The organism is Streptomyces sp. NPDC020965, assembly GCF_044333555.1.
GTDB lineage: Bacteria > Actinomycetota > Actinomycetes > Streptomycetales > Streptomycetaceae > Streptomyces.
Genome location: NZ_JBIRRE010000003.1, coordinates 181,757 through 207,888 on the forward strand (window position 1 = coordinate 181,757; position 26,132 = coordinate 207,888).

Consider the following 26,132-nt stretch of genomic DNA (forward strand, 5'->3'; position numbering starts at 1 on the left):
TTTCTTCTCCCTCCCCTCGTCGAGCTAGGCGGCGGTCCCGAAGCGGCTCTGGCGGGCTCGGCGAGGCAGCCGGGCGCGGAGCCGGGACGTGGGCACAGCAGCGGGCGAGGAGGAAGTGGGAGGACTGAGCGGCGATGCGGCCGACACCCGCTGCTGCGGAACAGCGGGGCGAGCCTCGTGCATACGGATCATCTCCGCGAGGTGCTCAGCGGTGAAGCGGTAGGCGCGGCCGACGCGGGTGAAGGGAATGAGCCGTCGACGGGCGCGATCCTTGACCCACCAGGCGGAGCAGCCGAGGAAGGCGGCGACCTCCTCCGGGAGGTAGAGACGCGGCAGAGCGGCGTCAGAGTTCAGGGCAGGGGGTATCGCCTGTCGGCGCAAAGGGGGTGTCCTGTTCTGGCCAGGTGGTGTGGGGCGGCAACCCCGGCCTGGCCGGTCGATCAACTAGGGATGGCGTTGTGTGCTGCCCGCGACTGGGGTTTGCGGAACCAGGCTGGGCGTTGAGGAGGGGCTACTCCTCGGGGGAACCGGCGTGGCCGGTGTCGGGCCTCGGGCCTCCGGGGGTGGGCCCGTGCGTGGCGAGGTTGGCCTGCATGAGCGCTTCGGCGATGGCGTTGGAGACCATGACTTCGGCCTCTTCGCTGATGTCGGGATGTTCGGCGATGTACGCGTCGAAGGCGTTGCGGGCCTGGGTGAAGGCGTGGTTCGCTCGCTGGGTCTCCCGGTGGGCGGCCACGACGTCGTCGATGAGCTCCATGGCGCGGGCCTTGGCCGCGAGCCTCGGGGGCCCGACGAGGTTGCGCAGGGAGACGCCGAAGACCTCGGCGAACCCGATGGCCTCGTCGAGGTTGATGCGGCGTTTGCGGTTCTCGATCCGCCAGACCGCGGACGGGTTCATGTCGAAGCCAGCCTCGTTGAGGCGGTCGGACAGGGCGTTGGTGCTCCACCCGCGGGCCTCGCGCTCCAGCTTGATCCGGACCGCGACGTTCTCCTCGCCACTGAGCAGAACGCCCTCCTGGCCGTCGTCCACCGTGAAACACCTCCTTCCATGCGTGCAGGGCTGATCGTTCCCGGCTACCCCACAACCGTAACATGGATTCTGCGAGATGCAGAACACTACTACAATTCGCAATTCCTGTGGCATGCTTGTAGGGCAGGACACGACCACACCAACGAAGAAGCCCCCTGATGCCATCGGCACCAGGGGGCTCAAGCGCAAACCTCTCAACCGCCATCCCTAGCGATCGACCCGCGAGGCCGGGATTGCCGTCCCATATGGCCCGCGAGCAGAGGAGCTGAAGCCCAGTATGACCGACCCCCAGCCGAACACGCCATCCCCGACCGAGGACACCACCACAAGGTCCGCGCCCTGGCCTCCGACCGCCGTCCCCGGTCAGCCGGGCAACACCACTCCGGCCGAGCCCACCCGTGGTGGGAAGGCCGAGGCGAACGGCCATGTCGAGCCGCTGTCCGAGGGCGCGCGGATCCTGTCTGACCTGCGGGGGCAGGTCAAGCGGTTCGTGATGCTTCCGAGTGAGGAGGCGGTGACCGCGGTGACCTTGTGGGTGGCGGCCACCCATCTGCAGACCGCGTGGCAGCACGCGCCTCGCCTCGCGGTGGTCGGCCCGGCGAAGCGGTGCGGGAAGTCGCGGCTCCTGGACGTGGTGACCGAGACCGTGCACTCACCGCTGATCACGGTCAACGCCAGCCCGGCGGCCATCTTCCGATCGATCACCGAGAACCCGCCGACCCTGCTGGTCGACGAAGCCGACACCCTCTTCGGCACCCTCAAGGCCGCCGAACGCAACGAGGACCTGCGCGGCCTCCTCAACGCCGGTCACCAGCGCAACCGCCCCACCCTGCGAGTGACCGGCCCCGAACACAAGCCGGTCAAGTTCCCCACCTTCGCCATGGCCGCCCTCGCCGGCATCGGCGACCTCCCCGACACGATCATGGACCGCTCGGTCGTCATACGGATGCGCCGCCGGGCCGCCGGTGAGACCGTCGCCGCCTTCCGCACCGGCCGCGACACCCCCGCCCTCAACGCGATACGCGACCGCCTCACCGCATGGCTCCACCCCCAGCACGCCGAAGCGATGGACATGGAACCGGCCATGCCGGTCGAAGACCGCGCCGCCGACACCTGGGAACCCCTGATCATCGTCGCCGAGCTCGCCCAGGGCGAATGGCCCACCCTCGCCCGTACGGCCTGCCGGACCATGACCGCCCACGAGGCCGGACAGGACGAGGACGGAGCCCTGCGGACCCGGATCCTGACCGACATCCGCCGCGTCTTCGCCGCCGAAGGCGACCCCGCCACCCTGCGCACCGGCCGCCTCATCGAACAGCTCAACGCCGACACCGAAGCCCCCTGGGCCGAATACGGCCCCCACGGGCTCACCCCGCGCGGGCTGCAACTGCTCCTCAAGGACTACGGGATCAGCTCGGCCAACCACCGCTTCCCCGGCGGAACCCAGGCCAAGGGCTTCGCCCGCCACCAGTTCACCGACGCCTGGGACCGCTACTGCCCCACCCCGGCCCCGCAGCCAGAACCCGCCGAGCCCGGCGCGTAACCCGTATCGACCCGTCCCACCCGTCCCTGCGCAGGTCAGCACGGGGACGGGTCCCGGGCCCGCAACGGGTCAACCCGACATCACCACCCCACCCGTACCTGCCCTGACCAGCAACGGGACGACTGGGACGAGTCCAGCCAGCCCCAGCCCGGACCACAACCACACCGGCTTGGTCCGCCGGACCTGACCGCGGACCAGATGTGTACGTACAAAAGTGGTCCGCACGGACCGGACCGGTCTGCGGACCACACATTCCGCAGGTCAGCGCGATGCACCTGCTCTTGGTCCGCGAGACCGCCGCTCTGGTCCGCAAGGCTGCGGTCCATCTCCGGCATCGCGGACCACACACCGGACCAAGACGACCAGCCACTGGACCACCTGCGGTCGTCCGCTCCGGCCGGCCCCCGAACCCGGTCTCCCACCCCTCACCGACGCCGCCTCCAACCGACCCGAGCTCCGGCCCGCCCCAGCCCTCCAATGACCGCCGCACGGAGAAGACCCACATGCACGTCCAGCACAGCGAGCGCACCATCGACCAGCAGGAGACGACCACACCCACAGCAACCAGCGCAGCAAGGTATGGCGTTGGACCGTCCAAGGGCCGGTCCAACGCGAACTCCTCCGCCCCGGGGGTGGCGAAGGTGATCGGGCACCAGGGGGTGCCCGAAGAGGAGAAGGCCGTCGACGACGGAGGTGCTGCCACCCTGCGGCGCGTCGCTCGACGACGTGACCGCGAGGAGGTCCAGCGCAAGGAACGGGTCGATGTCCGCTACAGCGCCGAGGAGAAAGCCCGGATCGTCGGCAAGGCTCGCGAGCTGGAGATAGCCGGCGCGCACTTCGTCGGTGCCGTGGTCATGGCCTACCTCGACGGAGAACTCGCCAGCGGCCTGCCCGGGCAGCGCACCAGCCTCGACGACCGCCTCGACCGGCTCGACGCCCTGCGTACCGAGGTGGCCCGTATCGGAAACAACGTCAACCAGATCGCCCGCCGGCTGAACACCGGAGGCGTTCCCCACCCTGGGGACACCGCCCTCCTCGACCGCGCCCAGCAGACACTCGGCACTGTGCGTGCCACTATCGCCGAGGTCGCCGGGGTCATGAACGAGACCGTCTCCGCGAAGGCGGCCGAATGATCGCGAGGGTCGGCAGTGGCAAGAGCACCGCTGGTCTCATCTGGTACCTGTTCGACACGAAGGAGGCCAAGGACCACACCGACCCGCACCTGGTCGCCTCCTGGGACGGCTTCGCCCCGGACCCCGGCCGGGCCGATGACTTCGACGCCACCAAGAAGCTCCTCGTCGCCGACTTGGACCTGCGGGTCAAGCAGGCCAGGCGGCTCGGTCGGGGACTCAAGCAGCATGTGTGGCACTGCTCGATCCGGGCCGCACCCGAGGATCGGATCCTCAGTGACGACGAGTGGGCGGACGTCGCCCGCCGTATCGTCCGCGCCACCGGCATTGCCCCCGAGGGAGACCCGGACGGATGCCGGTGGGTGGCGGTGCGGCACGCCCCCGACCACATCCACATCGCCGCCACCAAAGTCCGGGGCGACCTGAGCCCCGCCCGCCACTGGCACGACTACCTCAATGCCGACCGCGAGCTCGCCTCTGTCGAGAAGGAGTACGGCCTCCGGCAGCTCGTCCGCGGAGACCGTACCGCCGCCCAGCGCCCCACCCGCGCCGAGAAGGAGAAGGCGCTGCGGACCGGTCGGCGGACGACCACCCGCGAGCACCTGCGTACCACCGTCCGCACCGTGGTCGCCGCCTCCACCAGCCCGGAGGAGTTCATCCGCGTACTGACCGGTGTGGAGGGCGTCCTCGTCGATGTCCAGCACTTCCCGTCCGGCGACATACGCGGCTACAAGATCGCACTCAGCGGCGACACCAACGCTCAGGGCGAGCCCATCTGGTTCTCCGGCTCCAAGCTCGCCCCCGACCTCTCCTATCCCCAGATCCGCCAACGCCTCGACGCCACCGAAGCACTGCCGACCGACCCGACCGGAACCCGCCGAAGGACCGACCCTTGGCACCAGGCCACAGCCGCGACCGAACGCGTCCCGCACCACCTCGACCGAGCCGACGACGAAGCCGCCCAGGCCCACATCGCCGCCTTCGGAGAAGCACTCGACGCCCTGCCGCTGGTCGCCCCCGCCGATCTCCGTCCTCAGCTCCGCCAAGCCGCCACGGCCTTCGAACGAGCAACCCGCTCCCGGGTCCGGGCCCGGCACGAGCAGGCCCAAGCCCTGCGCGGAGCCGTCCGCACCCTGCGGACCGCCCCAGCTGGCGGTGACGGCAGTGGACTGGCGATGTTCCTGGACATGGCTCTCCTGGCCGTCATCGCCACCATCCGCTGGCACCGGCTCCGTCACCACGACCAGCAAGTCGCAGCCGCCCAACAGACCCTGGACCATCTCCGAGCCGCCTACGGTCAAGCAGCCGCCGCGCCCCTGGCCGCCCTCGCCGACCGCAAGCCGCCGACGGACAAGGTGGCACGGCTGGCCCAGCACATCCGAACGGTGGTCCCCGATCACGGGGAGACGGTCCTCACCGACCCCGCCTGGCCCGCCCTGGCCACCGCTCTCTCGGAGGCCGAAACCGATGGGCATGACCCACGACGACTCCTCCAGGTCGCGACCCACCAGCGCACCCTGGATGACGCCGTTTCCCCTGCGGAGGTCCTCACCTGGCGGATCCGCCGCCTCGCCCACCGGCCACCGCCAAGCGACCGCGCCCTCGCAGCTCAGGCACGCTCGACCAGGGCCGCAAGGCCGATGGCCGTGCACCGGAACGAGCCCGTCGCCGCCACGTCGTTGAGCCCGACGCCACGGCCCAGTCCACGCCGATAGTCCGACCGCTGACGGCCTCCTTCGCTGCGTCCGAAGGAGGCCGTCGCTGTTCCCGAATAGCGGGCATGAGGTACCCGCTCGCCCCTCTTGGCTCAGATGTCCCCGTAGCACCGTGGCCCGCTGCTACGGTCCCCGCATGACGCACTCGGTCTCCGCTGTCCGCTCTGTCGACCTCCGAGTCGAGCCGGTCGACAAGGTTCTTGACCGCGTCGAGCGGTCCCTTCAGACCCGACTGGACCCGAGCACGGTGGTACGCAAACGCCGATCCGTCGGCGCACGGACCGACCGCGACACCTGGGTACGGGTGGAACGTCGGCCGCTCGACAGAATCACCAACCAGGGGTGGAACGGTACGGAGAGCGCAGCGCGCCTTGAGGGCGTCGCCCAGCCCGCGTGGCGGGGATGTGTGGTCTGGCAGGACGCGGACGAGCCGGTGATGTGGCGTGCCGACGAGTCCGACCTTCTTCCCGGTACGCCGATCGGGACCGCCGTCCTAGCGGAGGAGCCGACGCTTTCGGAGGAGTGGTGGCGGGACTTCGGTTCTTCACTGGACGCGCTCGCACGGAACACGACCAAGCGCGTAGCCACTCCGGACACCGTCACGATCACACAGGAGCTGGTCAGTGAGTCGATCCGGGGCGTGTTCCCCGAGGTGACCGACACGACCGTCGAGCGGTGGGTTCCGGCCCACGCCGACCTGAACTGGGCCAACATGAGCGCGCCGGCCTTCTCCCTCTTCGACTGGGAGGACTGGGGAAACGCCCCCCGGGGCCTCGACTCCGCGACCCTCTGGGCCGCCTCGCTTGCCGTCCCCGCTCTGGCCGACCGCGTACGACGCGAGCGGCGGCACGACTTCGAGAGCCGGGACGGCAAGCTGATGACGCTCTTCGTGTGCGCGAAGATCCTGGGACCGGACGCGCACCCGCAGGACCCTCGGATCGAACCCGCCCGGCACCGGGCACGGCAGCTCATCGCGGAGCTTCAGGCCGGCTGACCCGTCGGCCGCTCCCGGAGGAGGGTGCGGTACTCGTGGATCGTCGGCTCATCGGGCTCGGCGGCCAGGGCGTCGAACAGTTCGCCCAGATGAGCCGGATCGTCCGTGCCCACGGCCATGGTCCCGACACGGGGGAGGCAGTAGGAGGCTCGAAAGGCCGCCTGGATACGGGAGAATCCGTCACCGCCCCGAAGGAAGACCCGGGGGTCGATCCGATCCCATACCGGGTCCCCCGTGTTTCCGCCGAAGGGGCTCATGCCCCACAACCGACTGCGGTCGAGGTCCCAGGCCACCGTGAGGGCTTCCACAGCGTCGAGCGTTCTGATCCCGACCAGCAGCCCGGCTCGCGCCATGAGGACCGACGGTTTCGGCGTGGTTGGATCGACCAGGCCGACCAACGGTGACGGGTCCCATGAGGAGACTCCCCAGGTACCACACAGCCCCTTCGATGTGGCGCCGTCCAGCGCCGCGCATGCCTGAGCCAGTGCGTCCCGGCCATGGCCGACGACGTCACCAAGGGAGTGTTCCGGGTTGTGCAGGAACACCAGGTCGGGCTCCCGTCCGAGATCCCGGGCGGCGTGTTCCACGGCCTCGTACAGCCGCACGGGGTCCAGGGAGTGTTCCACCCGCTCCCGTCCAGGGAAGTAGCCCACCTTCGTGGAGACCGTGAGCCTCAGCAGGAGATCACCGGCTGTCCGCGCCAGGACGGTGTGCGAGCGGAAGCCGAGGTAGTTGGTGCTGGTGTCGATCGAGGTGACGCCGAGATCCAGCGCTCCGGTCAGGAGGCGGCGTTCGTGACGAGACCGGTGTAGCCCGAGGACAACTCGGGGGTGAGCACCGCGCACAGCTCCTCCTTCACCAGGATCTCGGCGGTCTCCACCGCTTCGGACCCGACGACGGAGACCGCCCGGTCCAGCGGCACGGGCCTCCCGCTCAGCAGCAGCCGCAGCGAGGGCAGTGCCTTGGCCAGGAGGGTCAGCTTCTTCCCCGAGGCCAGGACGTCGACGGTCTCGCCGTTCTCCTCGATGCGAGGAGGGAAGTGGGTGGTGCACACCACGGCATCGAGCGTTCCGAAGACATCCAGGAAGGGGACCTGCCGGGGAAGCGGCATCGCCTGCTCGTACGCGGCCAGGAAGTCGGCCGGCGAGCGCTCGGCGACCAGCTGACCGGCGGCCTCCGTCAGGCCGTGGAACGCCTCTCCGTCACGACGGTCCAGGTCGTGACGGAAGATCTCCTGCTCCCGGCACCAGTCGCCCAGCCACGCCAGCCAGCTCGCGCCGGTGCGCTTGGTGATCCCGAAGGTGACGTGGAGGCTCTTTCCCGACCCGTGGCCGTTGCGGGTCGCCTGGTGCCAGTGGCCGCGAGGGATGTGCATTACATCGCCAGCTTTCAGCACCCCGGACCAGATGATCTCTTCGCTCGGAGTGTCGTTGGGGTCGGCGTCCCGGTACAGGGGCACGGACCGAGAGGTGCCGCGGACCTCCCAGCCCTTCTCGCCCGCCAGTTGGACGATCACCACGTCGTGGTCGTCCCAGTGCAGCGGGAAACCCGATGCCTCGTTCGTCGTCAGATACGCGTTGACCTGGACGCGCTCGTGCGACCACCACTGGAGTGCCCGGCAGGCGACCTCCATCGTCGGGTCGAAGACGTTGGCCTGGTCGAGGATCACCGTGGCCCCCTCCCCCAGCAGCCGGCCGAGGCTGTGCATGTTCACCATGGGGATGCTCTGGCCCCGCGGGCTGACGCTGTCGGTGAAGTAGATGGCCGGGTGCACTTCCTTGCTCTCCTGGAAGACCCGGAACTGCGGACGGTTCATGCTCCGGCGCATGACGATGTCGAGCAGGCGGTTCGGGGTGAGTACGCGTGAGATCAGGTCCGGGTCGCCGATGCTTCCGCGCGCGAAGTCCTTGCCGAGTTCGCCCGCGCCGTTCCACCCGAGCGCCGTCTCGATGGCGCTGATCAACCGGTGTTCCATCGTTTCCTCCTCGTGAGATCGGCTGATAGGGAGCGGTGGGGTCCGCGGGCTGAACCACGGACCCCACCGCCGCCCGCTACTCGCTGTCGTGCAGGTTGCCGTCGCCTCCGGGCCACGGCGAGTCGCCGGAGCTGCCGGCGTTGTCCGACCGGAGGCTGTCGTACCTGTCGTGGACGGACGTCAGCTCTTCGACCGCCACCAGGAGGCCGTTCCGGGCCGACGACGGTGTCGTGTTCTCTGCCACCTCGTTGTTCTCCTTCCTCTTGGGTTCCTCCCGCCGGTATTCCGGTGGAGGTTGGGGCCGCACCCCTGTTGGTGGTGCTGGGTGCGGATGACATAGGGCACGGGTAGCCGGAGGTTCGGAGACCTCGTCAGGGCGTCAGCGGGCGGGGCGGGCGTCCCAGCGGATGTTGGCGTCCAGGACCCGCTGATCAAGCTCGTACAGACAGGCCCGGCAGGCGTACAGGGAGGCGTGCATTCCGCTGGACCGGACCGGGCCGATCCACGTCACCTCGACGTTCTGCCGTCCGCACCACAGCCAGCACTCGCCGTACGGCTGCCACTCGTGGCGATCCCACAGGGCGTGGGCGGTGGGCTCCCCCGTGCTCGGGTCAATGTCTCGGCGGGTAGGCCGGAAGACGATGTCCGGGTCGGGAAGAGGCGACGGGCGAAGCGGATACATCAGACGGCCGGGCGAAGCTGGGGCTCACACGGCGTCCGAGGACCAACCGATCTCAGTCCTGAAAGTGCGACCTCGGCCCAGACCCGCTTGCCGCGCCCGAGCGGCTCCCATCCCGACCGCACCGCAAGGGCGTCCACCAGGGCAAGGCCCCGGCCATGCTCGTTCTCAGTACCGAAGCTCCCTGTCCGGGGAGCCTCGTGGTTGCCGTCTCTCACGTCGATCAGCAGGCCGCTGGGACGCCCGAGAACGGTGATCGTGACAGGGCCCTCACCGTGGACCACCGCGTTGCTGACCAGTTCAGAGATGATGAGACGGATCGTCTCGGTCGTCTCCTCGTCCATGAAGCCCCACGCGCGGACCCGCTCCACGACCGAGCGCCGGGCGATGGAGACCTCCTCTTCCCTGCCCATGAGGACGAGACGGGTGGCGAGCGAGGACATGGTGGATGCCTCCACAGAGTTGGAAGGCGGCTCCGCCAGGACAGGAACGCGAGCGAAGCCGTCGATCTGATGTCCGTCCGGGGCGAAGGTGCGAGCTCGGCCCGAGGACGACTGAGGTCCAGTCAACGGCCGGGCCCCTCGGGTACGGAACGTTTCTGGGGGGTTTCTCCAGGGGACGCCACCCTCGTACGTAGGGGTGGAATGCAGTGCCCGGCCGCCCTGTTGGGATACGACAGGAGTGATGACGTGCCCGGTGAGTCCTTAGCTGTCCACCCCTTGACCTTCGTCCGTCAGTCGCGCGGATGGGGGAAGGCCGAGTTCGCCCGCCTCATGCAGACGCGTGGCAAGCTGCTCGGCATCCCCCTGGCGACGAATCGCACGACGGTCTGGAAGTGGGAGCAAGGTCAGGAACCGGACGCGGACGCTCAGCGCGTGCTCAGTGACCTGCTGTCCGTTCCATACGAACGGGCGCAGGCGGAGGGCTGGCCTCGGTGGCTTCCGGTCTGGGAGGTGACGGGGCTCACCGCGCCTTGGACCGAGGCCGGCACCGTCGAGGCTTTGGCCGATCTCGTGGGGAGTGGACGGTTGGATCGACGAGGCTTTCTCACCATCACCGGCGCTACCTTGACAGGGCTCGCGTCGAGCTGGGTCGAAGCACCCTCCGCATTCGCCTCGGCGATCAACGGAGACCGCGTCACCGACGTGATGGTCTCGACGATCGAGCAGCGCGTCAGCACCCTTCGTACCCTCGATGATCAGTTGGGAGGGGCCCGGCTCCTGGAACAGGCCCGAGGTGACCTTTCCCTGGTCACGGGCCTGCTCAGCGGCGGCCGGTACACGGACGACATCCGGGTCCGCCTGTACGCGCTGGCCGCCCGGACCTCGCACCTGACAGGCTGGATGGCGTACGACGCTGGCCTGCGGTCCGCAGGCCAGCGGTACTACGTCGGCGCGCTGCGCAGCGCCCGTACCGGCGGAGACGACGCCTTCGGTGCCTTCATCCTGGCCGAGATGGGCGTCCACGTCTCCGAAGCCGGACGCACGGCCGAGCGAGTCGACTTGATCTCGACCGGCATCGACAACGCTCCCCGCGCGCTGTCTCCCTCTACTCGGTGCTTCCTCTACCTGCACAAGGCCGAGGCTCTGTCACGCGACGGTGATCACCAGAGGGCCGGCACAGCCCTCAACCGTGCCGCTTCCCTCTGGGAGCGCCAGACGGCGGGGGACGCGCCGGACTGGCTCGACTGGTTCGGCGAAGCGCAGGTGAAATCGACGGAGGGCAAGGTGCTGCTCCGCGCGGGGCATGTGGAGCGAGCGACGCGTTCGCTGGTGACCTCTGTCGAGCGGGCGGCGCCCCGGGACAAGGCCGTCCGTTCCAGCCGACTGGCAGAGGCCCGGCTGGCGGGTGGCGATCTGGACGGGGCACTGGACGCCGCGAACTACGGTGCGGCGCTTCTGGAGGACAAGGTCAGCTCGGTGCGGGCATTGGACCGGTTGAAGGAGTTCTCCTTGCAGCTCGAACCCCATCGGGCCGTCCCGTCCGTACGGGAATTCCGCGAGCGCCTCCAGGCGGTACCCGTGGCGGCCTGATCTTCCCTGCTCAGGAACTTGCCCCTCGGAGTGAGCGTCCGTGAGTGCCAGGATGGGCGGTATGACGGTGATCAACGGTGAGGTCGCGGCAGGGTTCGAACCGGTACTGGAGGCGTTCGCGGCGAACTTCGCCCGGCGCGAGGAGATCGGCGCGGCGGTCTGCGTCTACCAGGACGGCCGCCCCGTGGTGGACCTGTGGGCCGGGGTCGCCGATCCGGACACCGGCCGCCCGTGGAAACGGGACACCCTTCAACTCGTCTACTCGGCGACCAAGGGCGCGACCGCCACGGCAGCGCATCTGCTCGTCCAGCGCGGCGAGCTGGACCTGGACGCCCCGGTGGCCGAGTACTGGCCGGAGTTCGCCGCGAACGGCAAGGCGGAGATCCCGGTGCGCTGGCTGCTGTCCCACCAGGCCGGCCTGGTCGCCCTCGACCAGCCGGTACCGCTGGACGAGGCACTGGCCTGGCACCCCATGACGGCAGCCCTGGCCGCCCAGCGCCCCCAGTGGACACCGGGAACAGCACACGGATACCACGGCCGGACCTGGGGCTGGCTGGTCGGCGAGGTGATCCGCCGGGTGTCCGGCCGCACGCCGGGCCGCTTCTTCGCCGAGGAGATCGCCACACCACTCGGGCTCGACTTCTTCATCGGACTGCCAGCCGGTGAACGCGACCGGGTCAGCCGCATGGTGTACCGGAAGCCGGACGTCGACCTCACCACAGTGCCCGAAGAGTCGGTCCCCGAAGACCTCCGTGACCTCGTCGCCGCCTGGCGCGACCCGAACTCGCTCAGCAACACGGCGTACGCGGTCACCGACCCCGCGAACATCGACTTCGATTCCCCCGAGGTCCAGGCCGCGGAACTCCCCTCGTCCAACGGCATCGGCACTGCGCACGCGCTGGCACGCATGTACGCCGCGCTGATCGGTGAGGTGGACGGGGTCCGCCTGCTCACCCCGGAGACGCTGGCTTCGGCAACCGAGGAGCAGGCTGGCGGGCGGGACCAGGTGATGCTGGTACCCAGCCGGTTCAGTACCGGATTCATGCTTCCTGCCGAGGGCGTTCCCATGACCGGACCAGATGCCTTCGGCCACACGGGGCGAGGCGGCTCACTCGGCTTCGCCGATCTGGATCACGGCATCGCGTTCGGCTACGTCATGAACCACATCATCGGGGGCTCCGACGACGCACGGGCGACCACGCTGGTCGAGGCGGTAAGGAAGTCGCTGGCCTGAGGTCTTCGTGTGATCGGATTGAGCTCGGGAGACCTGCAAAGGACGACCTTGCATTCTCCAAGCGATGGTCAGACGCCATTGCCTCGCCCCACCTTGATCCGGCACCGCCAACCGTGTCAGACCGAGGATTCTCAGGCGCCACCACCAACGCCATCATCGCAGAAAATCTTATGCGATCAGGCAACAGCGATGCACAAAAAAAGAAGCGACAGCCCGTAGAGGACGATGGCAAGATGCAGGTACACCCAAAGCCGGTGAAGCCGAACACGATGTAGCCGCGGAAACCTTCGGTAATGCTCCGTGCGTGCCCGAATGAGTTCTTCGTCGGAGCCCAACACTCCCTGCTCTACCAAGTTTCTGGTCAAGGCCCGAGCCTGAAATAGGTGATAGGAAGCCCGCTCGTAGTACTTGGAGACGGCCACAGCGCCGTACACGCCAGCCAGAATCACAAAGAAGCACAGAGGCATGACATTCAGCGTGAACTTCTGCTGGACGATCAGCGCACTCAAGGCGGCCGTTACAACGATCAGAAGATTCGTCAACGTGGAGCGCTGAGTTTCGCATTGCCGTAACTGCTCCCGGTGCTCCTTCCAATAGGAACGTATCGCCTCTTCTGATACCTCGGCCATGGAAAACTCCCCCATCTCCACCCACTACGCCAGCCGTCCAGTTCGCCCAAGAAGCGAACCGTCAGCCCTGGAGACACCGTAGCGTGAAGATCTTCATCAGTAGTGCCCGCAGAGGACTCGAAGAGGAGCGCGACTCCCTGTATGGCCTGATCAGCGCATTGGGGCATACGCCAGTGCGATTCGAGGACTTCTCCGCACAGCCCACACCCAGCCGGGAGGCCTGCCTGGCAGCGTTGGCATCTGCGGACGTCTGCCTCTTCCTGCTAGGCCCGAAGTACGGCCACATCTTTCCCGAAACAGGGCAGTCCGCAACGCACGACGAATGGGTGGCCGCTCAAGCAGCAGGCATGACTCGGCTGGTCTACCGCAAGCTGAAGGTAGAATTCGAGCCCGCTCAGATCGATTTCACGCGGATCGTACAGGCCTATGCCACTGGAGTGTTCCGTGACTCCTTCGAGACCACCTCGGAGCTTCAGACCAAAGTCGTGCAGAAGATCAGAGAGCTAGAAGCTGGTACGTCTCCTCTGTCCTTTGCCAGGCTGGCGGAGCCCCCTGACCTGCGCTGGACCGTCGACGACACGGGTATCAATGCGTTGGCCGGCAACGATGTTCCCCTGCTGGAGCTGCACGTCCTGCCCCTGAACTTCGTCGGCCACTCGGATCGCGAGCTGGAGCAGCTCAGCGCATCGCTGGTGGACCGGATCCGGACCGCCGGACTGATCCGGGGCGACGTTGCCCTGACGCCCTCCAGATCCCAAGATCACGTAGCGGTAAGCGTCCCATCCGGACGGCCCCGATCATGGGACACCCCCCAACCTGGCGAAATCGCGGAAGTGCGCCTCTACAAGACAGGCCAAGTCTCCACCCGGGCCACGCTCCCCAAGGACGGATTGGGCTCGATCCTGGACCCTGAGGCCCTGCCTCAGCAGATCGCTGACCTGCTGAAATTCGTCGGCGCATTGAACATCGTCCAGCAAGACCGGATCGTCGTCGCGGCTGGCGTGTCGTGCAGCGCACGGACCAGCGTCGACAGGTTCGACCCCCATCAGTCACGGAGCAGTGCCCGGCTGTCCCACCGCTCGAACTTCACTCTTCGAACCGAAGCCGATGAGTCCGTCACTCTGGCCGCTCTGGGCACCGGGGCCGAGGAAGTCGCGGGGCCTCTCGCACGAGCCTTGGTCAGACAGCACCCTACTGCGCGCTAGCACTCCAGGAGCGGGAGCCGGTACGCTCCCCGAGCCCACCGCAGACCCCGCGAAACCAACCGGCGCAGCGGTCTTGACCTGCATAAATGCGATTCTCGCAGGCCAGGTCAGTAACCGAAACCCATTCGGGAAGAAGAGGTCGTGGGTTCAAATCCCGCCACCCCGACAGCTTAGATACCAGGTCAGGGGCCCGATCCGCGAGAGCGGGTCGGGCCCCTGAGTCGTTTCTGGGGCTTCCTGGGAGTCGAGTGCGGGAGACGGCACCCAAGCAAGCCCGAGAATCGCGAGCCAAGCAGGCCCGCCCAAGTCCGCTGGCTCGACGCCCGGCGCCATCCCCGAGGAGTTCGTGGACACCACCGCCAGTGCCCCCCGCTGCTATCTGACCAGCGGTCAGGAGGTGTCGCTCGATGACTGGCCTCAGTCGTGATCCATGACGGCAGTTGGGTCTTGGGGTAGGTCTGCACACTAGAATCTTGGGCGTCACATAGCGCCTACCACGGGGGGGTACATGGCCGAGTACAGGGTTGTGATCGAGGGCCGGTCCATAGGCGAAGACCTACGTCGTCTCACGCAGTGGTTGCGGGACGACGAGCTCGTGGGCGATGAAGCCCATGTTGCCCTGTCGTCAGCACCCTCATCGCCAGCGGACATGGGGACCGCGTTCGACGCGATCAAGCTGACAGTGGATAGCGGGTTCCAGATCGCGAACCTCGCACTAGCCATCGCAGTGTGGCGCGCCAGCAGGTCAAACCCACCGACTGTAGCGATCGAACGTAACGGCACACGAGTCACGATTGACAGTGACGACCCCGCGATCATTGCTCGTATTGCCGCCGCTTTGGCCGATGAATAACCTGGCGGATTCGCTGCCTGATCCCGCACGGACTCGTGCAGTATTGATCGGCGTCTCCTCCTATGATCACCTCGAAGACCTTCCCGCAGTACACAACAATATTAAGGCGCTACAGCGGTTCCTGACTCCAGCAGATGGCTGGGAACTACCGTCCAGCAACTGCTCATTTTTGGCGCACCCACGTACCCCATCAGACATCATGACCGTGCTACAGGAGGCGTCCTCAGAGGCACGAGATACGCTTCTTGTTTATTACGCCGGGCATGGCGTTCTCGACGATGAACTACGCTTCTACGTCTCCCTGGAAAATTCCAAGGCCGACGAGCCCTGGAGTTGCGTCTCATACGAATGGATAGGCCGGTCCCTGGCACACTCACCTGCTCCCCGTCGGATTGCAATATTGGACAGTTGTTTCAGTGGGAGAGTGCACCGCGGCACGATGTCGGCAGCCTCGGGCGCAGTACGGGCCCAGACAGCCGCTCGCGGCGCCGTGGTACTCACCTCTGCCAGGGACGATCGGGTTGCGCTGGCCCCGCCAGGCGAAAAATACACGGCTTTCACCGGTGAGCTACTGACAGTCCTCCGTGAGGGAATCCCGGAGGGGCCTCCCGTGATCTCCGTGGACAGAGCATATGAGCACGTGAAGAACGCACTTGCCGCGAGAGGAAGGCCCCGTCCGGACCGTACGGGGAGTGACACTGCAGGCAGGCTCATCCTGGCACGTAATCGCGCGTTCACTCTCGGTCGGGCCACTCCAACGCAAGTTCCATTCACGGAAGTGCTACGAAATTTGGCCCTGCGTCTGGGTATTGGCTCGGCAGCCGAACCGCCCATGCCGAAACCGCATGATCTCCTTGTGATCGGTGGCAGATATGCAGTAGACGGGTTAGTAGGTTCTGGAGGGATGGGGTCCGTCTACCGGGCGAAGGATCAATTGCTTGGGCGCGTCGTTGCCATTAAGTCACTTCGACGAGACCTCTCGGAGGATTCAACACTTCCACTAATTCTCCGTGACGAGGCTAGGGCCGTTGCGATGCTTAACCATCCCGCGATCGCCGGAGTACACGACTTCGTTGAGGGTGATGAAGGAAAATTCATCGTCATGGAGTACGTATATGGCGAGAATCTTATGGCCGTGCTCCGACGGGGGCGGATTAGCCCACTGGAAAGCGTCGCATTGCTGCGAGTGGTGCTCGACGCCTTGAAGCATGCACACGAGTCAGGGATCATCAACTGCGACATCAAGCCCGGCAACATTATGTTGACCCCTGACGGAAGAGTTAAGGTGCTCGATTTTGGCGTCGCGAGCCTCGCCGACAACCCGCGCCAGGGAGTACACAGCACAGAATGGTCCATCGTTGGCACGCCGAGCTACATGTCCCCCGAGGCCATCCGAGGCGAAGCGCCGACCTTGCACCGGGATCTATATGGAGCAGGTGTGACCCTCTACGAACTACTCACCGGGCGGCAGCCATTCCATGACACGGGCTCGGCGTACAAGATATTCCATGCAATAACTTCACTTCCGGTACCACCACCGTCATCCGTAAACCCACTGCTCGACCCCGCCTGCGATTCCGTATTGCTGAAATCTCTCGCACAGAATCCTGCAGACCGATTCCAGGATGCAGCGGGCATGAAAGCAGCACTGGAGGCGGTCTCGTGGTCACCTCATGTCTACGAGGATCCGACCGTTATGTCCGACGAAATCCAGCCGACTTCGGATTCCGAGCAGACGCGGAACTCTCGCACGAGCGATGCGTGAGGGGACGTGGCGCCGTGTTGGATCACACAAGCAGTCGCCACTATGGGTGACGTCTGCCGTCCGTGGCATGCGCTCCCTTGGGAGCCATTTGGGAGCCGACTTGCTCCCGACACCCCTTCCACACCACCCAAGACCAACTGATGCCACGCCCCTGACCAGGGCAGACGCCATCCGTGCAGGCCAGGCCAGCGCCCGAACCTCATTCGGGACGAAGAGGTCGTGGGTTCAAATCCCGCCACCCCGACAGCTGAAACACCAGGTCAAAGGCCCGGTTCCGCGAGGAGCCGGGCCTTTGCCGTTGCCCGGGTGTGCCAGTGCGTGACTACCCCATCCGGTGGTGGTGGCATATCGAGGATCCCCGTCGCGGCCTGATCGTCGCCACCCTTTATCGGGAGGGACTCGTCCCTCGGCGCGGGCGTCCTCGGGTGCCAGGATGGCTGGCATGACGGTGATCAACGGTGAGGTCGCGGCGGGCTTCGAGCCGGTACGTGAGGCGTTCGTGGCGAACTTCGTCGAGCGGGGGGACATCGGGGCGGCGGTCTGTGTCTACCTGCACGGACGGCCGGTGGTGGACCTGTGGGCCGGGGTCGCCGATCCGGACGCCGGGCGTCCCTGGGCACGGGACACACTTCAGCTGGTCTACTCGGCGACGAAGGGCGCGACCGCGACCGTGGCGCATCTGCTCGCCCAGCGTGGCGCGTTGGACCTGGACGCCCCGGTGGCCGCGTACTGGCCGGAGTTCGCGGCACACGGCAAGGCGGAGATCCCGGTGCGCCGGCTGCTGTCCCACCAGGCCGGTCTGGTGGCCCTCGACCGGCCGGTACCCCTGGATGAGGCGCTGACCTGGCACCCCATGACGGCGGCCCTGGCCGCCCAGCGCCCACAGTGGACTCCGGGAACGGCACACGGATACCACGGCCGGACCTGGGGCTGGCTGGTCGGCGAGGTGATCCGCCGGGTGTCGGGGCGATCGCCGGGCCGCTGCTACGCCGAGGAGATCGCCGCCCCTCTGGGCCTGGACTTCTTCATCGGGCTGCCGGCCGGTGAACGCGCGCGGCTCAGCCGGCTGGTGTACCGGATACCGGACGTCGAACTCACCGCCGCGCCAGAGGAGTCGGTGCCCGAAGCGCTCCGCGCGCTCGTGGCCGCCTGGCGCGACCCGGACTCGCTCAGCAACAGGGCCTTCGCGGTCACCGTCCCCGCGGACATCGACTTCAATGCCCCCGAGGTCCAGGCCGCGGAACTCCCCTCCTCCAACGGCATCGGCACGGCACACGGGCTGGCTCGCATGTACGCCGCGCTGATCGGCGATGTGGACGGCGTACGTCTGTTCACCCCCGAAACCTTGGCCTCGGCGACCAAGGAACAGACCAGCGGGCAGGACCGGGTGATGACGATGCCGAGCCGGTTCGGCTCCGGATACATGCTGCCCACCGAGGCCATACCCATGACCGGCCCAAGCGCCTTCGGCCACACAGGGCGAGGCGGCTCACTCGGCTTCGCCGACCCGGAGCAGGGTGTCGCCTTCGGGTACGTCATGAACCACATCATCGGAGGACCCGACGACATCCGAGCGACGGCGCTGACCGAAGCGCTACGGAAGTCACTGGCCTGACCTGCCGGTGGTCATCAGGTTGAGCCGGACCGGGCCGGACCTTCGCCGTACGGCTCCCCCGCTCCAGTCCGGGCCGGGCGGAACGGGAGGGCCTGCGAGGGAGAACGATCCGGGTCGCGAACCGATTCCGGGGCGGCTCAGTCGTCGGCCGGGCTCGCGGGATTCGTCGCCGGGTCCGGTGCGTAGAACGCGGTCGTGGCCGCCACCGCCGTTGCGGCCACCTCCGGGGGTGCCCCCGATGCCTCGTACGCCGCTCCCCACCGCTCGCTGCTTCGGGTGATGAACGCGCGCGCTTCGTCCGATAGCTGCCAGGCTGCCGGGTCCTCGATCGTGCCGCCGCGCAGATGCAGGCCGAGGCCGAGCACGGTCAGATCCCAGCCCACGCCGACCGCCCCGGGGCCGAACCGGTCCCACATCTCGGGTGGCGCGACCGCGATGTGTTCCAGCTCGAAGACGGTCCGCTCCGGGCCGTCGGGCGTGATGCGTAGCTCGACCTCGCTGAAGCCCGGGTCCGCGCCGAACAGCCAGCTCACCCTGAGCAGCTCGGGCGGCTCGCAGCGGAGGATCTCGCCGCTCGCGTTGCCCTCCAGGCGGTAGTGGCCGCCGAGGACGAGGTCGCCGCTCACCGGCAGGAACCAGCGGGCGATCCGCGCCGGGTCGGTGCAGGCGTCCCACACATCCTGGGCGGCGGCCTCGTAGGTGCGGCGCAGCAGCACCGTGTGTGCCTCGCCGGCCGCCACGGGCCGGGTGCCGACCTCGCGGTGGATGTCATTGACCTGGTCCACGATCTCGCTCATCGTCGCTCCTCGTTGGCTTTATTGGGTATTTTGCCCATTTTCGCCCTGCTGGGCACCCGGGCGTGATCCCGGCTCCCACCCCTGCCGCGCCCGTTCGCGACGGCCTCGCGCCAGTTCGGTGCCGAGCGCGTCCAGGCGCTGTCCCCAGAGGCCACGGAATCGGTCCAACCACTGATCGACCTCGCGCAGGGGGGTGGCGTCGACCGCGTAGAGCCGCCGGGTGCCCTGCGCCCGCACGGAGGCGAAGCCCGCTTCCCGCAGCACCCGCAGATGCTGCGAGACCGCGGGCTGCGAGATCCCGAACTCGCGCCGGATCACCGCGCCGATCTCTCCCGACGGCCGCTCACCCGTGGCGAGCAGCTCCAATATCCGGCGTCGCACCGGATCACCCAGAACATCGAATGCGTGCACCTCCCCCACCCTTCAGTTAGCACTTACATAAGCCAAAGCTTATATATATGTTTCTCGGGGTCCGGGAACCGGTGTGGGTGGCCGGTCGTTGGGTCGGTTGGGCAAGGAAACGTCAAGATGAGGCGCGGCCCGCGCCGGATTGCGCAGGGGATTTCCATGGGTGTCAGCCTGTCCAAGGGCGGCAATGTCTCGCTCAGCAAGGAGGCCCCGGGCCTGACTGCGGTAGTCGTCGGCCTGGGCTGGGACGTACGCAGCACCACCGGGACCGACTTCGACCTGGACGCCAGCGCCCTGCTGGTGGACGGCAGCGGCAAGGTGCTCTCCGACCAGCACTTCGTCTTCTTCAACAACCTGAAGAGCCCCGACGGCTCCGTCGAGCACACCGGTGACAACCTCACCGGTGAGGGCGAGGGCGACGACGAGCAGATCAAGGTCAACCTCGCGGGCGTGCCCGCCGAGGCCCAGAAGATCGTGTTCCCGGTCTCGATCCACGAGGGCGAGACCCGTCAGCAGTCCTTCGGCCAGGTGCGCAACGCGTTCATCCGCGTCGTCAACCAGGCCGACAACAACGAGCTGGCGCGCTACGACCTCAGCGAGGACGCCTCCACCGAGACCGCCATGGTCTTCGGTGAGCTGTACCGCAATGGCGCGGAGTGGAAGTTCCGTGCCGTCGGCCAGGGCTACGCCTCGGGCCTGCGCGGCATCGCGCAGGACTTCGGCGTCAACATCTGAGCCGACGCCACCGCGTCACACGCATCGGCACACTGAGGGCCTGATCCCCTTCCGGGAGGGGGTCGGGCCCTCGGCTCGTCCGTGCCTCCCGGCGTCCTTAGCGGGGGCCTGGCCGGGCCGTTCCCCGCAGGGCACCCGAGGAGTACAGAGGGAGAAGGGGCACCCCATGGCGACCGAGATACCCGTCGACCACGATTCGCCACCACCGCCTCCGGGCGTGGAGCGGCTCTGGCTCGGCCGCGTCTCCGAACACGCCACCGACGCTCTCGGCCACCGTCACCTTCTCGACGCCGAGGAGTCCACCCGTCTCGACTCGCTCCTCCGGCCCGGGGACCGGGACGCCTACGCGGTCGCGCACGTACACCTGCGCCGCCTGCTCGGCGAGCGGCTCGGGCAGCAGCCCGGGGCCGTCGCGCTGGAGCGCGAGCCGTGTGTTCACTGCGGTGGCCCTCATGGGCGGCCCGTCGTGCGCGGTGGCGCCGTTCACTTCTCGCTGTCGCACACCAAGGGCATGGTGTTGATCGCGCTGGCCCCGACCGCCGTCGGAGCGGATGTCGAGAATGTGCCCGGCGCCACGACGATCGCCGATATCGCCTCCCAGCTGCACCCCCGGGAGACCGCTGAACTGGCGGCGCTGTCCGAGGACGACCGCGCGCTCGCCTTCACTCGCTGCTGGACCCGCAAGGAGTCCGTGCTCAAGGCGACCGGCGTCGGGCTGAACGAGCAACTGTCCCTGACCTATGTGGGGGCCGGGCCGCAGCCGACCGGGGACGGGGACTGGTCGATCACCGATCTGCCGACCGACCCCGGGTATGCGGCAGCGGTCGCCGTCCGCCGAGCCGGAATCGACTGATCGCGGCCGTCTGGGACGTGTTTTCCCAGCTGGGCCGGGACGCGCCGACCGGGGACGGGTTGATCCGGGCCGCCTGCGCGTTCCGTACGTCCTGTGTTCCGTACATCCTGTGTTCCGTACGTTTTCTGTTTCGTACGGGCGGGCTCTGCCGGGGGACGCGCTCCCCGACGACGACTCGGGAGCTTCTCGGCACGGCTCGTCCCGTACCGCGGCTCACCGCTCGCACCTCATATGCCGATGCCCCTCCGAATCCTGGCCGATCCGGTCGGCCGCTCAGGAGACTGATCGTATGGAGTTCGTCGTCTTCATGACCCTCCCGGGGTTGGTGATCATCCTCGTCGCCATAGCCTTCGGCGACCAACTGCTGCGGATGACCGGCCGGGGGAAACGGCGTGGCCAGGTGTCGTCCACTGGTTTCGAGCAGTTGCACGCGTCGTTCTCGCCGGGCAAGCAGAACGAACTGAAGGAGCGCCAGAGCGCGCTGCTGATGCGGGACGACGAAGAGGACGGCGCGCCTCCGCACCGCTCCACCGTGGACCTGGACGGCGGCCGTGCGGTGGTACGACTGCCCCGGGCCGCTCAGGAGCGCTGACGCCCCCGACGCCGGGGGGAAACCGGCCGCCGCCCGGTCACGCCGTGGGCCGACGCCGGCGACCGGTGCCTCCGGCGCTCCGAGCGGGGAGGCCAGCCGTCGTCAGGCCGGGCGCACCGCCTTCAGGGAGTACATCAGTGGGATCCGGGGCCGGCCGTCCTGGAAGCGGTAGTAGCCGTTGTCGTCCGCCGTGAGCGTCTCGAACCGCGGGAAGAGCGAGACATCGTGCTCCCGCAGGAACTCCAGCCGCAGCCCGGCCGCGCACAGCGCGGAGACGACCTCGCCGATCGGGTGCTGCCACTCGACACTGCGGTTGTTGACGGTCCGGGCGCCGAGATCGGCGTAGGTCCCCGGTGTCTCGTCCACCCATGCGTCACGCGAGAAGTAGTCGTGGACGACACGCGACCCCGTCTCGTCATCGAGGACGTCGGTGAGGGGATGGAACTCCGCGAGATAGAGGAACCCGCCCGGCGCGACGAGCGAGGCGGCTGTCTCGGCCCAGCGGGTGATGTCCGGAAGCCAGGTCAGCGCGCCCGTGCCGGTGTAGACGATGTCGTACGAGCGGTCCGGGACGGCTTCCACGGCGTCGTACACATCGGCCGCGACGAACGCCGCGCGGTCCGGACCGAAACCCAGCTCGGTGGCGAGGGAGCGGGCGGTCTCGACGGCCGGTTCGGAGAAGTCGAGCCCGACGACCCGGGCGGCCCCCCGCCGGGCCCAGGACAGCGTGTCCTGGCCGAAGTGGCACTGGAGGTGGAGGAGGGTGCGGCCGGTGACATCGCCGACCTCCTCGACCTCGAAATCGCGCAGCGCGTCTTTGCCGGAACGGAATCCGGCCAGGTCGTAGAAGTCGCTGGCCACATGGATGGGCACGCGTTCGTCCCAGCTGGAACGGTTGGCTTCGCGCCAGTCCGCGGGGAACTCGGCAGGCAGGTGAGCAGGCATGAGAACGAAGTTATCCACAGGCTGCGGACGACGCGAACGGTTTATCGGAGGTCCGGCGCAGAATGGGGTCATGACTGAGATCACCGACTCGATGCCCGACTGGGAGAAGCGCTTCCGCGCGCCCCGCGTCTCCCTCCCCGACTGGGCGGAGGACGCGCCCGACCGTTCGCTCTTCGTCTCCAACGCGACGGGGACCTACGAGTTGTACGCCTGGGACAGGTCGACCGGCGAACAGCGGCAGGCCACCGACCGGCCGAGCGGCACGACGGACGGAGTGCTGTCGCCCGACGGCGCCTCGATCTGGTGGTCCTCGGACACGGACGGGGATGGATCTTGCCGCTACATATGAACGTCTGTCCAGTCCTGCCGGGCGGCCAGCGCTCTGCTCACACGCTGACACCCACCCCTCCGGTCCCCCGAAGGGGCTTCTTCACCGGTGCTTCAGTCCGGGGTGGTCGAGTACCGCTCGATGCTTGCGCGGGCGCTTGACCGATCGAGTAGGCGCAGTTCCCATGGCCCGGTGTTCATGTCGAAGTCCTTTCCGAACCCCACCCACTTGCCCGCCATGCGTCGGCCTGTCGGCTCGATCAGCATCTGGATGGCACCGTGATACCGCGCACCCTGGTAGTAGCCATCGGCCGCAGTCTGTTCCGTCCACGTGCCCGTGATGACGTTCCGGTCCACGGTGAGGTCCAGAGACAGTGGGCTGTCCGGGTTGGTCGACGCGCCAGGCAGGCTCTGGGCTGTCAGCCGGTTGCCGTACTGGACGATCACGACATGGTGCTTGCAGTCGAATGTCTCGTCACGACTGGATGAGTAGAACTCGTACCGGGACACCCAGATGCCCGCGTACTCGCCCTGAGTCTCCGGCTCCGGGCTCACGACGACATCGGTCGTGTCGACTTCCCCAGCTTCCATGTCGTGGCCTCCTGCGCGGTCTGAGTGAACGCGGGTCATGGGGATGGCGAACCCCAGCGACTCGGGAGCGCGGCCCGTGAACCGCCTCAGCGCCCGCGCGTACAGCGGACGGCATGTCCTGGTCTCCCCGGATTCCCAGCGTTGCACAAGCCGCTTGGAGGCGTCGTTGGGTTCACCCAGCTCCTCGCCCGCGCGCCGGAGTCCTTGGGCAAACTCGTCCTGGCTGAGGTTCATCGACTTGCGTACTGAGGTCAGCACGTCGTTAGGGGTGCGCTCACGCTCGGCCGTGGTCGTCATGATCCGAGGTTAGTCACGCCGCGCCTCCAATGACACCGGTTTGACGCCCTCGGCGTGACGCCGACATGACGCCCGAGGGACGCCTTGAACGTCGCCGCAATGGTGCCGGCTGATCCGGAACATGGTCGCCATGTCCCTCCGCATCAGCACCTACAAGGTGAGCGCAGACGGCACGCAGACCGTGCCGCAGACCCTGTACGAGGGTGAGGGCGGGGAACCCTCGCTACCGGCGTGATGCCCCCGCGCTTGTGCCCCGCGTGCCGAGGCGGACGACAGGACCGGAGCACGCTCGACACCCGATTACGTGGAGGTCAGCCAGGATGAGTACGGCAGTAGTGATCCGCGACCCGAAGGCGTACGTCACGCCGGACGTGTGGGAGCGGGAGGTGACGCTCCTCCTCCGGAACCCGCAGAACACCCGCGAACTGGCGGAGGCCAAGTTCGGGCAGGCAGTCGCCTACCTGGTCACATGCGGCGAGAACCCGGACCTGCTCATGGGTCCGTCCAAGCAGGTGGACGAAGCGTGGCACTCGTTCATGCTGGACTCGATCCCGTACCACCACTTCACGGACCGGCACTTCGGCCGGTATATCCATCACGTTCCCGAGCTGGGGGACCGACACGACTCGCAGGACGCCGGTCCGCTGGTCCTGGAGCGGACGGTCAAGGCCATCCGGACGGCCGGGTTCGAGATCGACCCCGACCTGTGGGGCATGGAGGATGCGGCCAAGTGCACGCAGTGCCACGCCGGGTGCACCGACTCACCCAACACATAGAACCATCCACCTGCAAGTGAGTGGGGGCTCATCCCATACGTTGGGGTGGGCCCCTTCCGCCATGAGAGGAACCGTCTGCATGTCGTCGACGCTGGCTGAGTCCTGGGAGCGCTACGCGGCCACCAGCAAGCCCCGTAGGGCCACCAACGGGCGCGGGGAATCGACCTGGCTCAACTGGACTCAGTACGCCGACCACGGCCCGGACGAGACTGTTCTCGGGCCTGTGGCGGGGCGGAAGGTACTGGAGCTGGGATCAGGCAGCGGTGACAACCTCGCTCACCTCGTCACCCTCGGGGCCAGCGGCGTGGGCATCGACGTCGCTCCGTCCCGCGAAGCCGTCGCGCGCAAGCGCTGGGGCGGTCTGCCTGGCGTGGAATTCCGTACGGCTGAAGCCGTCGCGTTCCTGGAGGGTGCGACGGAGGAGTTCGATGTCGTGCTCTCGATCTTCGGTGCCGTGTGGTTCACGGCACCCGATACGTTGATGCCGCTCGTACGAGGGCGCATGTCCCTCGGCGGGGTGCTGGCGTTCTCGCACCTTCCCCCGGGGAGTCAAGAGCTACAGCCCGGCAAGGCGGGGATGCGACACGACCACACCCCGGACGAGTGGAGGAGCCTTCTTGTGGGGCACGGCTTCTCCGATGTGCGTGTGTCGTTGATCGACCCACCCGAGGCCAAGACGGCGGGCACGATGCTGATTCGCGCCCAAGCAGCCTGACGAAGTGGCTGTGCGCCTTGCTCAGGCGCGCTCTCCCAAATGGCGGTAGAGGGTGGCCCGGTGGACTCCGAGAGTCTTGGCTATGGCGGTGACGCTCTCGTTCTTGGCGTACCGGGCGCGGGCCACGGCTAGCTTGTCGTCGTCCGGAGACTCCACCCCACGGGCGGTCAAGGCCGAAGCTGATAGCCACTGGTCGTGGCACCTTCCTGTGAGGCGCACACATGTACGCCGATGCCCCCCGCCGGGCGGCGGGACATGTGTCTCCTCTTCTTCGCGGGGGCGGACCGGCCACGGATGGCACGGTCTCTTCACAGGTGTGCCCCAGGGCGTAAGCCCGGACTCGGTCTCTTGCGGTCGGGAGGGACTGCGACGACCTGCCAGGCATGTCAGCTACCCGCGCGCGGCCTTCCCGGCAGGGCCGGACCCATCGCGTTCAGCGGCCCGGTGGGAAGCGAAAGGCCCCCGTCCTGGGAAAAATTTCCCGGTACGGGGGCTGCAAGGCCGCTCAGCGGCCGTTCTCGGCTATGCGGCGGTGGTCCATGTGGAGACGGTGACGGACGCTGCGCCGGGGAAGGTCCCTCTCGTCTTGGCCCTCACCTTGACCAGGCTCACAGGGAGTTCCGTGGTTCCGTAGGTCTCGATCACGGCGTCTCGCTGCTCCTCGTCGTACAGACGGGTCGAGTCCATCCAGTGGTC

29 protein-coding genes and 2 pseudogenes are annotated in these 26,132 nt (G+C 67.6%); 17 read left to right on the top strand and 14 right to left on the bottom strand.

Features of this window, described 5'->3' with window-relative positions; genetic code table 11:
* Positions 1–24 precede the first annotated feature (24 nt).
* Both ACH4S7_RS11225 and ACH4S7_RS11230 read right to left on the bottom strand, forming a co-directional pair.
* Positions 25–381, bottom strand: coding sequence for a helix-turn-helix domain-containing protein (locus ACH4S7_RS11225; RefSeq protein ID WP_384595328.1), 357 nt, complete (start codon positions 379–381; stop codon positions 25–27).
* A gap of 130 nt (positions 382–511) precedes the next feature.
* Positions 512–1,030, bottom strand: a complete 519-nt coding sequence (locus ACH4S7_RS11230) for a helix-turn-helix domain-containing protein (protein ID WP_398520874.1) — start codon at positions 1,028–1,030, stop codon at positions 512–514.
* Between the two features lie 277 nt (positions 1,031–1,307).
* Between ACH4S7_RS11230 and ACH4S7_RS11235 the strand changes: the two genes are divergently transcribed.
* The 4 genes from ACH4S7_RS11235 to ACH4S7_RS11250 all read left to right on the top strand — a co-directional run bounded on the left by ACH4S7_RS11235 (position 1,308) and on the right by ACH4S7_RS11250 (position 6,412).
* On the top strand, positions 1,308–2,573 hold the full coding sequence (locus tag ACH4S7_RS11235; RefSeq protein WP_398520875.1) for a DUF3631 domain-containing protein: 1,266 nt from the start codon (positions 1,308–1,310) through the stop codon (positions 2,571–2,573).
* A gap of 503 nt (positions 2,574–3,076) precedes the next feature.
* Positions 3,077–3,706 carry a MobC family plasmid mobilization relaxosome protein gene (locus tag ACH4S7_RS11240; RefSeq protein ID WP_398520876.1) on the top strand — a complete coding sequence of 210 codons (630 nt, stop codon included), beginning with the start codon at positions 3,077–3,079 and terminating at the stop codon, positions 3,704–3,706.
* A complete protein-coding gene (locus tag ACH4S7_RS11245) occupies positions 3,703–5,418 on the top strand; it encodes a relaxase/mobilization nuclease domain-containing protein (RefSeq protein WP_398520877.1) in 1,716 nt (571 codons plus the stop codon). Before ACH4S7_RS11240 ends, ACH4S7_RS11245 begins: the two co-directional genes overlap by 4 nt.
* Positions 5,419–5,554: 136 nt before the next feature.
* A complete protein-coding gene (locus ACH4S7_RS11250) occupies positions 5,555–6,412 on the top strand; it encodes a hypothetical protein (RefSeq protein ID WP_398520878.1) in 858 nt (285 codons plus the stop codon).
* Here ACH4S7_RS11250 and ACH4S7_RS11255 read toward each other — a convergent pair.
* The 5 genes from ACH4S7_RS11255 to ACH4S7_RS11275 all read right to left on the bottom strand — a co-directional run bounded on the left by ACH4S7_RS11255 (position 6,400) and on the right by ACH4S7_RS11275 (position 9,509).
* Complete coding sequence (locus ACH4S7_RS11255) at positions 6,400–7,257, bottom strand: aldo/keto reductase (RefSeq protein ID WP_398520879.1); 858 nt, start codon at positions 7,255–7,257, stop codon at positions 6,400–6,402. The genes ACH4S7_RS11250 and ACH4S7_RS11255 overlap by 13 nt on opposite strands.
* Positions 7,191–8,387 (bottom strand): JmjC domain-containing protein, encoded by a 1,197-nt coding sequence (locus tag ACH4S7_RS11260; protein WP_398520880.1) that lies wholly within the window; start codon positions 8,385–8,387, stop codon positions 7,191–7,193. Before ACH4S7_RS11260 ends, ACH4S7_RS11255 begins: the two co-directional genes overlap by 67 nt.
* A gap of 76 nt (positions 8,388–8,463) precedes the next feature.
* Entirely contained in the window at positions 8,464–8,631 is a 168-nt protein-coding gene (locus ACH4S7_RS11265) for a hypothetical protein (RefSeq protein WP_153480196.1), read from the bottom strand.
* A 135-nt stretch (positions 8,632–8,766) separates the two neighbouring features.
* On the bottom strand, positions 8,767–8,898 hold the full coding sequence (locus tag ACH4S7_RS11270) for a hypothetical protein (protein WP_398520881.1): 132 nt from the start codon (positions 8,896–8,898) through the stop codon (positions 8,767–8,769).
* 170 nt (positions 8,899–9,068) lie between these two features.
* Entirely contained in the window at positions 9,069–9,509 is a 441-nt protein-coding gene (locus tag ACH4S7_RS11275; protein WP_384707739.1) for an ATP-binding protein, read from the bottom strand.
* A gap of 201 nt (positions 9,510–9,710) precedes the next feature.
* Here ACH4S7_RS11275 and ACH4S7_RS11280 point away from each other — a divergent pair, with 201 nt between their 5' ends.
* Positions 9,711–11,099, top strand: a complete 1,389-nt coding sequence (locus ACH4S7_RS11280) for a transcriptional regulator (RefSeq protein WP_398520882.1) — start codon at positions 9,711–9,713, stop codon at positions 11,097–11,099.
* 61 nt (positions 11,100–11,160) lie between these two features.
* Positions 11,161–12,333 (top strand): serine hydrolase domain-containing protein, encoded by a 1,173-nt coding sequence (locus ACH4S7_RS11285; RefSeq protein ID WP_398520883.1) that lies wholly within the window; start codon positions 11,161–11,163, stop codon positions 12,331–12,333.
* 176 nt (positions 12,334–12,509) lie between these two features.
* Here the strand turns inward: ACH4S7_RS11285 and ACH4S7_RS11290 are convergent, their stop codons facing one another.
* Positions 12,510–12,962: a hypothetical protein gene (locus ACH4S7_RS11290; RefSeq protein WP_398520884.1), complete on the bottom strand. Its 453-nt coding sequence runs from the start codon at positions 12,960–12,962 to the stop codon at positions 12,510–12,512.
* A gap of 83 nt (positions 12,963–13,045) precedes the next feature.
* On the opposite strand from ACH4S7_RS11290, the gene ACH4S7_RS11295 reads away from it, so the two are divergent.
* The 5 genes and pseudogenes from ACH4S7_RS11295 to ACH4S7_RS11315 all read left to right on the top strand — a co-directional run bounded on the left by ACH4S7_RS11295 (position 13,046) and on the right by ACH4S7_RS11315 (position 18,400).
* On the top strand, positions 13,046–14,167 hold the full coding sequence (locus ACH4S7_RS11295; RefSeq protein ID WP_398520885.1) for a DUF4062 domain-containing protein: 1,122 nt from the start codon (positions 13,046–13,048) through the stop codon (positions 14,165–14,167).
* Positions 14,168–14,675: 508 nt separating this feature from the next.
* A complete protein-coding gene (locus ACH4S7_RS11300) occupies positions 14,676–15,020 on the top strand; it encodes a hypothetical protein (protein ID WP_398520886.1) in 345 nt (114 codons plus the stop codon).
* Positions 15,013–15,666, top strand: a pseudogene (locus ACH4S7_RS11305) (caspase domain-containing protein); the annotation flags it as partial. The gene ACH4S7_RS11300 and the pseudogene ACH4S7_RS11305, both read left to right, overlap by 8 nt.
* A 210-nt stretch (positions 15,667–15,876) precedes the next feature.
* Entirely contained in the window at positions 15,877–16,785 is a 909-nt protein-coding gene (locus tag ACH4S7_RS11310; RefSeq protein WP_398521353.1) for a serine/threonine-protein kinase, read from the top strand.
* 442 nt (positions 16,786–17,227) lie between these two features.
* Positions 17,228–18,400 carry a serine hydrolase domain-containing protein gene (locus tag ACH4S7_RS11315; protein WP_398520887.1) on the top strand — a complete coding sequence of 391 codons (1,173 nt, stop codon included), beginning with the start codon at positions 17,228–17,230 and terminating at the stop codon, positions 18,398–18,400.
* A gap of 137 nt (positions 18,401–18,537) precedes the next feature.
* Here ACH4S7_RS11315 and ACH4S7_RS11320 read toward each other — a convergent pair whose 3' ends face one another.
* Together ACH4S7_RS11320 and ACH4S7_RS11325 are read right to left on the bottom strand one after the other, a co-directional pair.
* Positions 18,538–19,197 carry an SRPBCC family protein gene (locus tag ACH4S7_RS11320; RefSeq protein WP_398520888.1) on the bottom strand — a complete coding sequence of 220 codons (660 nt, stop codon included), beginning with the start codon at positions 19,195–19,197 and terminating at the stop codon, positions 18,538–18,540.
* Between the two features lie 18 nt (positions 19,198–19,215).
* Positions 19,216–19,617, bottom strand: coding sequence for an ArsR/SmtB family transcription factor (locus ACH4S7_RS11325; protein WP_398520889.1), 402 nt, complete (start codon positions 19,615–19,617; stop codon positions 19,216–19,218).
* A gap of 147 nt (positions 19,618–19,764) precedes the next feature.
* On the opposite strand from ACH4S7_RS11325, the gene ACH4S7_RS11330 reads away from it, so the two are divergent.
* The 3 genes from ACH4S7_RS11330 (at position 19,765) to ACH4S7_RS11340 (ending at position 21,785) form a co-directional block, all read left to right on the top strand.
* Positions 19,765–20,340 (top strand): TerD family protein, encoded by a 576-nt coding sequence (locus ACH4S7_RS11330; RefSeq protein WP_398520890.1) that lies wholly within the window; start codon positions 19,765–19,767, stop codon positions 20,338–20,340.
* 166 nt (positions 20,341–20,506) lie between these two features.
* Complete coding sequence (locus ACH4S7_RS11335; protein WP_398520891.1) at positions 20,507–21,193, top strand: 4'-phosphopantetheinyl transferase family protein; 687 nt, start codon at positions 20,507–20,509, stop codon at positions 21,191–21,193.
* Positions 21,194–21,482: 289 nt separating this feature from the next.
* The gene (locus ACH4S7_RS11340; protein ID WP_398520892.1) at positions 21,483–21,785 is read left to right on the top strand and encodes a DUF6191 domain-containing protein; all 303 of its coding nucleotides are present in this window, start codon (positions 21,483–21,485) and stop codon (positions 21,783–21,785) included.
* 102 nt (positions 21,786–21,887) lie between these two features.
* Here the strand turns inward: ACH4S7_RS11340 and ACH4S7_RS11345 are convergent, their stop codons facing one another.
* Complete coding sequence (locus tag ACH4S7_RS11345; RefSeq protein ID WP_398520893.1) at positions 21,888–22,730, bottom strand: class I SAM-dependent methyltransferase; 843 nt, start codon at positions 22,728–22,730, stop codon at positions 21,888–21,890.
* Between the two features lie 70 nt (positions 22,731–22,800).
* On the opposite strand from ACH4S7_RS11345, the pseudogene ACH4S7_RS11350 reads away from it, so the two are divergent.
* Positions 22,801–23,058, top strand: a pseudogene (locus ACH4S7_RS11350) (TolB family protein); the annotation flags it as partial.
* Positions 23,059–23,171: 113 nt separating this feature from the next.
* On the opposite strand, the gene ACH4S7_RS11355 reads toward ACH4S7_RS11350, so the two are convergent.
* Positions 23,172–23,945: a helix-turn-helix domain-containing protein gene (locus ACH4S7_RS11355; protein WP_398520894.1), complete on the bottom strand. Its 774-nt coding sequence runs from the start codon at positions 23,943–23,945 to the stop codon at positions 23,172–23,174.
* A gap of 320 nt (positions 23,946–24,265) precedes the next feature.
* Here ACH4S7_RS11355 and ACH4S7_RS11360 point away from each other — a divergent pair, with 320 nt between their 5' ends.
* Together ACH4S7_RS11360 and ACH4S7_RS11365 are read left to right on the top strand one after the other, a co-directional pair.
* A complete protein-coding gene (locus tag ACH4S7_RS11360) occupies positions 24,266–24,721 on the top strand; it encodes a glycine-rich domain-containing protein (protein ID WP_398520895.1) in 456 nt (151 codons plus the stop codon).
* A 79-nt stretch (positions 24,722–24,800) separates the two neighbouring features.
* Complete coding sequence (locus ACH4S7_RS11365; RefSeq protein ID WP_398520896.1) at positions 24,801–25,436, top strand: class I SAM-dependent methyltransferase; 636 nt, start codon at positions 24,801–24,803, stop codon at positions 25,434–25,436.
* Between the two features lie 21 nt (positions 25,437–25,457).
* Here ACH4S7_RS11365 and ACH4S7_RS11370 read toward each other — a convergent pair whose 3' ends face one another.
* Positions 25,458–25,607 carry a helix-turn-helix domain-containing protein gene (locus tag ACH4S7_RS11370; protein ID WP_398520897.1) on the bottom strand — a complete coding sequence of 50 codons (150 nt, stop codon included), beginning with the start codon at positions 25,605–25,607 and terminating at the stop codon, positions 25,458–25,460.
* Between the two features lie 351 nt (positions 25,608–25,958).
* Positions 25,959–26,123 (bottom strand): hypothetical protein, encoded by a 165-nt coding sequence (locus ACH4S7_RS11375; protein WP_398520898.1) that lies wholly within the window; start codon positions 26,121–26,123, stop codon positions 25,959–25,961.
* Positions 26,124–26,132: the final 9 nt, after the last annotated feature.